The sequence below is a fragment of the Aldersonia kunmingensis genome (assembly GCF_001646865.1).
GTDB lineage: Bacteria > Actinomycetota > Actinomycetes > Mycobacteriales > Mycobacteriaceae > Aldersonia > Aldersonia kunmingensis.
The window spans coordinates 1-9,781 of the sequence record NZ_LRRB01000196.1; the positions used below are offsets into that span (position 1 = coordinate 1).

The window sequence follows — 9,781 nt, forward strand, 5'->3', positions numbered from 1 at the left end:
GCGCATTCAGGGGAAGATCAAGACTGGCAGCCGCACCCCCCACCCGCCGTGGCCTCCGCACCACAGCACGTCGACTTCTCGGTGCTGTCACAACACGTCGACTGCTTCTGCACACTGCAGCACGATGGTTGCTCAGCCCGCACCTCTGACTCCTGAGACTTGTCGACACTCACCATGACCACTCCTTTATCCGTTCGATTCGGTGACACCAGAACAGACGAAGACCAAGCCGACTGGACGCATCGAATCAACCCCCGGTGAGTCTCGAGACGATGAGCCAGTCTCGTGGTCGCGCGTGCGATCATGTCGTGGTGAGTGCTGGGGCTAGTGCCGCGGCCTGGGCTGAGCAGCAGATCGCTTTCGTGCGCGACGATCCGGCGGGCCGGATCGCGCTGATGCAGCGCGGCGGATTACGGCCCGTACGGCCAGGCCCCACGGCATCTGCCGTTCCTACCCGACCGCTCGCGCCTGGTATCGGGCGCACAACGGGAGCGTGGTCGCTGCCTACCTCGAGCACCGCGACCTGGCGGGGGCCGAGAATGAGGCCGAGCGCTTCTTCATGAACGTCGTGTTGTGTCGTGTGCTCTACAGTCACGCGCTCGTCGCGGCTCCCCGAATCTCGCTTGGCTGGCCTGGCTACGTCCTCTCGCTCCGTTCCTGGGTGACCCGAGACTGGGAATGACTGGGATCTTCCTGCAGCTCTCGCGCGTGCTTCCCGACGAGTACCCACTCCGCGAGGGGGTGCGGTTCTACCTCGATGCCGAGCTCGGATTCGGCCGGCTCCTGGACTACGGGGTGATCATCCCGAGAGTGCAGCAGCTCTATGAGTGGTCATCTCATGAGCTGGCAGCGCCAGGCCTGCTGGACTGCATCCGCGACGAAGCCCTCACCTACGCATGGCCATTCGAGGACCGCGACGTCTGGCAGCCCCCGAAGCCGTTCATCGTCGATATGGCTCAACGCGCGCATGGCTTGGCGAGGCCCGTCGCCGGAGACTTAGTGGGACCCGATCGGTGAGGCTTGCGAATGCGTCGTCGGTCGGCGTGGGACGGTCCGCGTGACAACGGTATTCGCGACCACCGGCGGTGGACGCCACTCGGGCACCGATCTTCACTAGTCAAGTGCCGGCCATCTCGGGATCCTGAACACGGTCGCTGAGCCATTCTTGCGAGATGGCGCGGGGTGCTGCCGAGGGTCGCCGGTCGTGGCGCGCGGCCATGTCAGCGACGGTGATGCGTGTGCCGAACGCATCGCCGCGTCACGTATTCGAGTAGGCCGCTACGGGCTCGGAGGATCTCGTGTGGTCATCGCTGAGGTCGTCCAGGCTGGTGCCCTCGATATCGACGTTGGGCAGAATACGATCGAGCCAGTGCGGCAGGTACCACGCATGCTTGCCCACCAGGCCCATTACTGCCGGCACGATGGTGAGCCGGACGACGAACGCGTCGAACACGATCGCCGCGGACAGCGCGAAGCCCATCGTTTTGGTGATCGGGTCGGGCAGCAGCATGAACGCGGCGAAGACCGAGATCATTACCAGAGCGGCCGAGCAGACCACCCGCGCACCGTGTTGGAAGCCCACAATGATTGCTGTTCTGGCACTTTCGTGCGTCTGCGGGCCGCGCACATAGTGCTCGCGCATTCGCGTGCCGAGGAAGATCTGATAGTCCTGGGTGAGGCCGAACACGATCGCGATGAGGTAGATCGGCACGATACTGGCCAGAGGTTTCGGATGATCGATCAGTTCGAACCATCCTTGCTGGAAGACGGCGACCGTGATGCCGAATGTCGCCGCGATCGACAGCATGAATCCGACAGTTGCGATCAGCGGCACCAGCAAGGAGCGGAACACCAGCATCAGCACGAGGAAGCTCATTCCGACGACGAGTGCGAGATAAGGCAGGAGGGCGCTGCGGATCACATCGCCGAGGTCCACGAGTATCGCCGTCTCGCCTGCCACGCCGAATGTCATGCCGGTACCCGGATCGAGTTCCCTGATGGCGTGCACGAGATCGCGGGTAGGCATCTCACCTGGGCCGCTCCCCGGGATGACGTAGATCAGCGCACCGGTTCTGTCCGCGTTGACCTGCGGTGGTGCGACCATTCCGACGTCGGGGAGTGCCGCGATGTCGTTTGCCAGGTCCTGATAGACGGCGGTGGGTTGCGCGGCACTGCCCGCGTCCACGGCAACGACGAGCGGCCCGCGTAACCCGGGGCCGAAGCCCTCGTCGAGCCAGGCGATTGCGGTGCGCTGCTCGGCGGTCGCCACGTCCAGTCCGATCTCGAGACGGAGCGCGGGCAAGGCGATGATCGCCAGGGCCGCGACCGGGACCACGAGCGAGATGAGCGGATGCGCGAGAACCCAACGTGCCCACCGACTGCCGTTGTTGGGCTTGTCGCGTGCCATATCGCTTGCGTGCAGACCCGGGATCCGGAGTGCGAATGCGCGACGTCCGAGCAAACCGAGCAGCGCGGGTAGCAATGTGGTCGCGGCGAGGACCGCCATGACAACCGCCAGCGCAGCAGTGAAGCCGAGCATGGTCATCATCGGGTTGTTCACAATCCGCAATCCGACGAGCGCGATGACCACGGTCAACCCGGCGAAGACCACTGACGTTCCCGCGGTACCACCCGCCCGCGCGGCGGCGATGTTCAGGTCGTCTGTCCGGCTCATTTCGTCGCGGTAGCGCGACACGATGAACAGCGAATAGTCGATCGAGACGGCGATGCCGATCATGGTCGCGAGCAGAAGCGATGCGGCATCCATCCTGATCAGCGCGGTTGCGCCAGTGAGCAGGAAGACGGTGACAGCGATGCCGGACAGCGCGGTCACGATCGGCAGGACCGCTGCGACAACCGAGGCGAAGGCAATGATCATCACGATCAATGCGACGCCGAAGCCGATGGCCTCGGCCGCGGCGCCGTCGACGCGTTGCCCGCTGTAGAGCGTGCCCGTCGCTTCGGCGGGCAGGCCGTTGGCGGTGCTGCGCTCGAGCACGTCCTGGAAAACCGCAATCTCGTGCTTGTGAATGTCGTCGAAGGTCGTGGCCCACGTGAGCGGGAGATACGCGATGGTGCGGTCCGCGCTGACCTGGTGTGCGAGGAGTGGTATCGCGACCGGGTTCAGTAGTCGCTCGGGTGCGGCGAGGCGATCGACGCGGCGCAGCTCCGCCATGAGTGCGTCTATCCGAGCCGAGTTCACCGGGTCGTCGAGCGTCGTTCCCGGCGGTGCATGGACGACGATTTTCGCCGTGGCTGTACTTTCGCTGCCGATCAATTCCGGGAACTTCTCGTCGAGAATCTGTTGTGCGCGCGCGCTTCCGGTCCCCGGCACCGAGTAGTCGGTGTGGAACGGCTTGGCCGCGAGAGTCAGCGAGCCGGCGGCGATCAGTAGCAGTACCCACAATCCGAGCATTGTTAATCGGCGGCGAAACGCGAAATGGCCGATCCGATACAGCAGCCGTGCCACGGCTACGTCGTCTCCATGCTGAGATTTGTAGTCCTGTCCCTGACATTAGTCAATGACTCTTTTCAGCAACTGCGTCGTTGATCCGCCGCTGCGGGTTCGCCTCGATCGCAGCATGTAACCTTGAAAGCGGCCCATCATTCGGTTCGTTTCTGATTTCGCCGATCTGGGTGTTTGCTCGTTGGTCGTTGACGAAAGTCAGCCGATGTGGCAGAAAGATCATCGATGACGGTAAGGGAACGGACTTCCCAACGGGAGGTCAAACGTCGGGAGACTCGCGAGCGGATATTTGGTGCCTCGGTCGCCGAGTTCAAGCGCGCCGGCCTCGCGGAGGCGGACGTGCGGGAGATCGTCTCGTCTGCGGGCGTCGCCCACGGCACCTTCTACTTCCATTTCCCGACCAAGGAACACGTCCTCGTCGAGCTCGAACGGCGCGAAGAGACGCGGATCGTCGCGGAGCTGGGGAAGTCGCTGAAGGGCGACCATAACCTCGAGGCCGTGCTGAACGAAACGGTCGCGGTTGTGACGGACTTGGAACGGCGTCTTGGTAGCAGACTGTTCAAAGATTTTCTGGCACTGCACTTCTCGACCAGCCGCCCGCCCGCCGAAGAGTGGGCAGAACACCCGATTGTCGTGGCGGTGGTGGACGAGATCGAGCGGGCCCGGCAGCGAGGTGAGACGAACGGCAGGACCGAATCGTTTCATCTCGGGGTCTTCTTCCTGCTGGGTCTCTACGGCCTGTTGATCACGATTTCCGACGACAAGGCGTTGCGCACACCGATTCTCGAGCAGTTCGTCGCGACTTCCCTGCACGGGATGGTCGCGCCATGACCGAGGCGAGTGGTCAGTTCGGTCGCGGATGCGGGTTCCAACTTCACTGACGTCGTCGCACCAGGTTCAGTACGAGGTGGAACCTTGGTCGACCGCGATCGCCATGGCCGTGACTAGGCGCGATTCGTTCGTCGCGAGCCAGCACACCGTGTCTGCGATGTCTTCGGGTTCGGCAACCCAGGACGGCAGGAACGGTGTAAGCATATGGGCCAGTTGGGGGTTGGATTCGCTCGCCTGGGAGATCTCGGCGGCCATTTCGGCCGAGCCCATGGGGGTGAGGACCGGGCCGGGGTGAACGCTGTTCACCCGGATCGAGTGTTTACCGAGCTCTGCGGCGAAGGCCTTGGCCATTCCGGTGATGGCGTGCTTGCTTGCGGTGTAGTGAATCATGAATGGCTGCATCTTGATTCCCGCAACCGAGCTGATCAGGATGATCGACCCGCCGCGACCGCCGTCAATGATTCTCTGGGCGCCCGCCATGACGGCATTCCATGTGCCGGTGACATTGACGTCCATGACATCGCGAAAGGACGTTCGTCAATGCCGCCGCACTATTGCGTCGGGCGTCGGCAGAATCGCCGTCCGATCAACCTGGCGAATTCGACCGTCGATCGGCGCACGGACTCGAACTCCAATGACAGCAACAGTGTGTCCACCATCGCGAAGGGCAGCGTTGTGAGTACGGTGCCGCGGCCGTACTCGATATGCCAGGAGCCTGGGTGGATGGTGAGTCCTCTGGCTCGCCCCTTCTCGAGGCAAATGTGTTCACCGGGTAGCAGGGTCGTCGGTTGCACTTCGTCGGATTCGATGTCGTAGGAGTCGATCCGGCCGGCGATCAGGAACTTGTGGATATCGACCCGTTTGTAGCGACCCGAAAACCCTTGTGTACCAGTGGGCGAGCCGAAGATGACGACGTACTCCCGCGGGCTGAAGTAGAGGAAACGGACCTTGCCGAGGATTCCGCCTGCCTTGCTGCCAACCCACCGACCGGCCGCGGGATCGATCAGGTCGGGGTATTCATCGGCGAGCGACTCGATGGCTCGCGCGATGCGCTCGCCACCGTCGAACGGCGTGACGACAACCCGCTTGGCGATCTTGTGCAGGACGTCCGGGTCGATCTTGTAGGACGGCATCAGCGAAACTCCATCGGCAGACTTTTCGGGCCACTCATTCCCAGTAACGGTCTCCAGGGCGCAGGCCCAACGACTCGAGGGTTGGACATCCGGCGCGCAAGGATCTTCAACGCTTCGGAGAGTTCACGTCTCGCCAGGTTCGCACCGAGGCAGTAGTGCGCACCACCGCCGAATGTCAGGATCGGCGGCGGGCCGTCGCGGGTGATGTCGAAGCGCTCCGGATCGTCGTAGACAGTGGCATCGCGGTTGGCGGCATAGGTGTTGACGAGGATGAATGTTCCGGCAGGAAAGGTGTACTCACCGATGGTGACGTCCTCGGCGGCGCTGCGGAGTGTGCTGCACATCGATGGCGAGTGGCGCATCGTCTCCTCGACGGCGTTCATCGCCAGTTCGGGTCGGTCTCGAAGCAATGCGAACTGCTCCGGGTGCTCGCACAGCACCTGCATCGACGCACCGAGTTGTGTGCGGGTGGTGTCCGTTCCGGCGACCAGGATGCTGAAAGCCAGCATCCGCACTTCGCGGGCATCGAGGCGGTCGCCGTCGATCTCTGCGCGAACGAGCTCGGAGAGTAGATCGTTGGTAAGCCGATTGCGCCGGTCGGCGATCATCTGATCGATGTAGTCGTCGAACGCATCCCAGGCCTGCAGCACAGCGGGTTCTTCTTCGGTGAGGTTGATGTCGAAGCTGACCACCTTGAAGATGTCTTCTGCCCACTTGGAGAACAGTTTCCAGTCCTCGGGCGGAGCGCCGAGCATGGCGCAGATGACGGGGATGGGATACGGCCTGGCGATGTCTTCGACGAATTCGCACTTGCCGTCGGCGTCGGCCGCATCGACGAGGTTATTGATCACCGTATGGATGGTCTCGTCCATCCGCGCGGTCGCCTGCGGCGTGAACGCCCTCGATACCAGGCTGCGCAGCCGGCGGTGTTCGTCGCCTTCCATGCAGAGGATGCTGCGAGTCACTCTGTCCCACAACTCACCGGATGTTATGCCGTGTGCGGTCAGGTGTATGCCGGGAGGGATGCCGAATCGCGGATCACCGAGCACGGTCCGAGCAAGGTCGTACGCAATCACCTCGGGCCCGATCGGTCCGAGTGCGACCGGCGCCTCCCGCTGCGCCGCCCGAAACTGAGGGTAGATCTGTTGGGGAGTGTCGGTGATGTCGTATTGCAGCGTCGGGAGACCGGCGTCGAACACACTCGGCTTCGCGGTGTCTATGGTCATGACCACCCTTCGGATCGCGTGGCATAGGTAGCTGCACTTGTAGGCGAACCTCCAGGGGATTACGGAACGTTCGTGTCGAGTAGGGTCACCGGCAGGCCCAGCACGGACATCTTGATTTCTTCGACGTGGCTACCTTCGCCCGCGACGTTGAGGCGGTAGGTGATGGTCGCGCCGTAGCGTTCGGCGATGGACTCGGCGCTGCGCGCCTCCGGAATCTGTACGACCACGGTGTAGACGCCGTCGCCGTGACTGTCCAGGAAGTCGTTCACCGACGCAGCGACCGATGCAGTCGATCCGGCAATGGGGCTGATGATCTCGATTCCGCGGTCCCAGTCCAGGCGGATGCGCAACCCAGCCTCGGTGAGTTCGCCTGCGTGGAGAGTGAAGCCGAGCTCGGTGAACAACTGTGTCGCAGCATCGAGGCGCTCCGGAGCAACGGCGAAGGTCACGTGGTGCAGTCGCGATGACGAGTCGGTTCCGGTCATTTGCGCACCAATCCGCGGGGGCGGACCATGCCCAGGTCGAGCTGGGTGATCCAGCCCGGGGCGGCCTCACAAACATCGGGTATCGCGTTGATGGCAGCCATCGCCGTCCAGTCGTAGCCGGGGTGGGCCATCGTGCCGTCGGGTTGATGGACTCCTTGGAGTGTGAGTTCGGTCGGGGGATCACCGTCGATCACTATCCGGTAGCGCGTCGTGCCCCACTCCCATGCCGGTTCCAGCATGTCCGGACCTGCGGTCAGGTAGATCGCGTGAAAGACGATGAGCGGATTGCCGTCGACCCACGCTGTCCACTCGTGGTGTTGTGCGGCAACCATTCCGGCGGGGATTCGTCCGAGTTCGTGGGGGATGTCGGTCGTCGCGACTGCGACCTTCACGTCGGCGGCGGTCACCTTCTCAATGGTCACCCCGAGGCCGTCGGCGATCATGTACATCGACTGGGCGAAGAACGGCAGTCCCAGCCCCAAAATTGTTGGCTCGGCGAGGAACTTCTCCTTGTCCTTGCCGAAACCCATCCACTCGATGTGATCGGTTGGTGCGTCGGTAAGCACATTGACGACTTCGTACACCCGGATCGTGTCGATCCTGCTCATGACCCGGGCGAGCGTCAGCGGCAAGACGTCGCCCGCGTAGCCGGGGTGAATGCCGCTGCCGTGAAAGGAGGTTCCGCCCTCACGGCAGGCGGCGCGGATGTTCTCGCCGTACTCGGCAAAGTCTTCTGTGGGATGGAAAAACCCGCTCGTGGTGACAACGTTCTTGCCCGATCGAAGCAGGCGGCAGACAGTGTCGACGTCCATGATGATCGGCGTATAGAACACGCAGTCGGCGTCGAGCGCGATGATCGAATCGATGTCGTCTGTCGCGATGACGCCGGTGGGCGCGACGCCGACGATCTCCCCGGCGTCCTTCCCGACCTTCTCGGCGGTGTGCACCAAGACTCCGACGAGGTCGTAGACGGGATTCTCCGCGAAGTGCCGGACCCCAACCCGCCCAACGTCGCCTGTCATCCATTGAATGACGCGATATCTTCTCTCCGACATCACTTTTCCTAGCGTGGGTTGGTGACCAGCACGCCGCGGGGGAGCAGCAGTGGCAGATCGTTGTAGGTGGCAATACCGGGTGGTGCCGCCACGACCGCAGGTATCGCGGTGATCGCCGGCATCGCGACGATCGACAGCCCCAACGTGATGTAGTCGTCGAGGCTCTCGCCGACGAAGTCTGCCGGTGGGAGGAAACTCATGGTGGTTTTGATGGTCGGGGTGCCGTGAACCTCGACCGTGTATCCCATGTCGAGTTCCCAGTCCGGGTCCAAGGATTGGCCTTTGCGCCACCGGCCACGGATCTCGATCACTTCGCGGCCGTCGATGATTCCCTTCCAGCCGACATCCACGCCCGCGACATGGCCCTTCGGAATCGTCCATTCACCGGGCAGGTGGAGATCTTCGGTGGTCTGCGCGTACTCGACGTCGCAGCGGATGTCGTCGAGCACGACGCCGAGGGCATCGGCGATCAACAACACCCCGTCGCGGAAGATGGCCGATCCGTTCGTGGTGACGTCCACGAGGTCCGGTTGGTCGATGGGATATCCGAACCCCATCGGCTTTTCGGTGGCGGGCGAGTTGTAGATCGTGGTGTCGATAGCCTCGACGACCGACACCTTGGTCACCTGTTCCGACAACCCCGCCGACACGATCGCGAAGAGCTGAATGAAACCAGGGTTGATCCCGCTGCCGAAGATCGTCGAACCACCCTGTGCGCAGGCCGCGGCGATGCGGTCGCGGTCCGCGCCGAAGAAATGACCGGTGATGAACTCGGAGGTGGTCACAATGTTGATGCCGGCGCGCAGTATCCGGATCATCACATCGAGGTCGGCGAACATCTGGTTGTAGACAACACAATCCGGCTGAAGCGCCAGTAGCGCGTCGACGTCGTTGGTCGCAGTCACACCGAGCGGCTCTATACCGCACAGCTCGCCGACGTCGCGGCCGACCTTGCCCTCCGACCACGCGTAGCACCCGACCAATTTCATTGTCGAATTCATCGCCACCGCGCGTACCGAGCGCTTGCCGACGTTGCCGGTCGTCCACTGGACGATTCGATAGGTCATGACAGTGCTGACCGTTGGCTTGTCATGGACCCTCGGTACCTTGTTGACCTGCGGCTTCGCGGGCCTCACGCTCTTCGTGGATGCGCACCAGCTCGCGGAAGCCGAGCCGGTTGTACCCGGGGACGGGCTGAATACCCCACTCGTCCTGCGCGGTGTCCTTGCCCTCCGCCCCTTCCGGGGGACCAAACGCTGGGTAGGGCACCTTGCACTCGAGTGTGTCGTCGGAGTACCGGACTTTCAGCAGTTCGCTACAGATCTCGGTAAGGCTCAGCGTCGGGAAGCCGTAGTAGATCGCCATGAAGGGCAGAGTGAATGCTCCCTCGATGACGAGGGCGACCAGACACACCAGCACGGCGCGTTTGATGTACTTGTGCATCCGCGCGTAGTACGGCGTGGTACCCGGCGGAAGGTCGGCGGCCGGGTCCTTTTCCTCGACGGGAGGAGTTGTTGATGAAGTCACAGCTCAAGCTCCTTGGAAGGCATTCAATCAGTGAAGATTTCGCGGTTGACCGTGTGCA

10 protein-coding genes and 1 pseudogene are annotated in these 9,781 nt (G+C 63.0%); 3 read left to right on the top strand and 8 right to left on the bottom strand.

Going from position 1 to position 9,781, the window contains the following annotated elements:
- The first annotated feature begins 493 nt into the window (after nucleotides 1–493).
- Nucleotides 494–682: a hypothetical protein gene (locus tag A8G08_RS27790; protein ID WP_068275371.1), complete on the top strand. Its 189-nt coding sequence runs from the start codon at nucleotides 494–496 to the stop codon at nucleotides 680–682.
- The gene (locus A8G08_RS27795) at nucleotides 679–1,017 is read left to right on the top strand and encodes a hypothetical protein (RefSeq protein ID WP_068275375.1); all 339 of its coding nucleotides are present in this window, start codon (nucleotides 679–681) and stop codon (nucleotides 1,015–1,017) included. Before A8G08_RS27790 ends, A8G08_RS27795 begins: the two co-directional genes overlap by 4 nt.
- A 241-nt stretch (nucleotides 1,018–1,258) precedes the next feature.
- Here the strand turns inward: A8G08_RS27795 and A8G08_RS14810 are convergent, their stop codons facing one another.
- Complete coding sequence (locus A8G08_RS14810) at nucleotides 1,259–3,469, bottom strand: MMPL family transporter (RefSeq protein ID WP_068275378.1); 2,211 nt, start codon at nucleotides 3,467–3,469, stop codon at nucleotides 1,259–1,261.
- A 222-nt stretch (nucleotides 3,470–3,691) separates the two neighbouring features.
- On the opposite strand from A8G08_RS14810, the gene A8G08_RS14815 reads away from it, so the two are divergent.
- On the top strand, nucleotides 3,692–4,297 hold the full coding sequence (locus tag A8G08_RS14815) for a TetR/AcrR family transcriptional regulator (protein ID WP_068275381.1): 606 nt from the start codon (nucleotides 3,692–3,694) through the stop codon (nucleotides 4,295–4,297).
- 66 nt (nucleotides 4,298–4,363) lie between these two features.
- Here A8G08_RS14815 and A8G08_RS14820 read toward each other — a convergent pair.
- The 7 genes and pseudogenes from A8G08_RS14820 to A8G08_RS14850 all read right to left on the bottom strand — a co-directional run.
- A pseudogene (locus A8G08_RS14820) lies at nucleotides 4,364–4,825 on the bottom strand (SDR family oxidoreductase); the annotation flags it as partial.
- Nucleotides 4,826–4,848: 23 nt separating this feature from the next.
- Nucleotides 4,849–5,430, bottom strand: a complete 582-nt coding sequence (locus A8G08_RS14825; protein WP_068275383.1) for an isomerase — start codon at nucleotides 5,428–5,430, stop codon at nucleotides 4,849–4,851.
- Entirely contained in the window at nucleotides 5,430–6,656 is a 1,227-nt protein-coding gene (locus A8G08_RS14830) for a cytochrome P450 (RefSeq protein WP_068275386.1), read from the bottom strand. Before A8G08_RS14830 ends, A8G08_RS14825 begins: the two co-directional genes overlap by 1 nt.
- A 59-nt stretch (nucleotides 6,657–6,715) precedes the next feature.
- Nucleotides 6,716–7,141, bottom strand: a complete 426-nt coding sequence (locus tag A8G08_RS14835) for a VOC family protein (protein ID WP_068275389.1) — start codon at nucleotides 7,139–7,141, stop codon at nucleotides 6,716–6,718.
- On the bottom strand, nucleotides 7,138–8,196 hold the full coding sequence (locus A8G08_RS14840) for an NAD(P)H-dependent amine dehydrogenase family protein (protein WP_068275390.1): 1,059 nt from the start codon (nucleotides 8,194–8,196) through the stop codon (nucleotides 7,138–7,140). The genes A8G08_RS14835 and A8G08_RS14840 overlap by 4 nt, the downstream gene beginning before the upstream one ends.
- Before the next feature lie 8 nt (nucleotides 8,197–8,204).
- Nucleotides 8,205–9,263 (bottom strand): NAD(P)H-dependent amine dehydrogenase family protein, encoded by a 1,059-nt coding sequence (locus tag A8G08_RS14845; protein ID WP_068275391.1) that lies wholly within the window; start codon nucleotides 9,261–9,263, stop codon nucleotides 8,205–8,207.
- A 22-nt stretch (nucleotides 9,264–9,285) separates the two neighbouring features.
- Nucleotides 9,286–9,723: a hypothetical protein gene (locus tag A8G08_RS14850; RefSeq protein WP_068275394.1), complete on the bottom strand. Its 438-nt coding sequence runs from the start codon at nucleotides 9,721–9,723 to the stop codon at nucleotides 9,286–9,288.
- Between the last annotated feature and the right edge of the window lie 58 nt (nucleotides 9,724–9,781).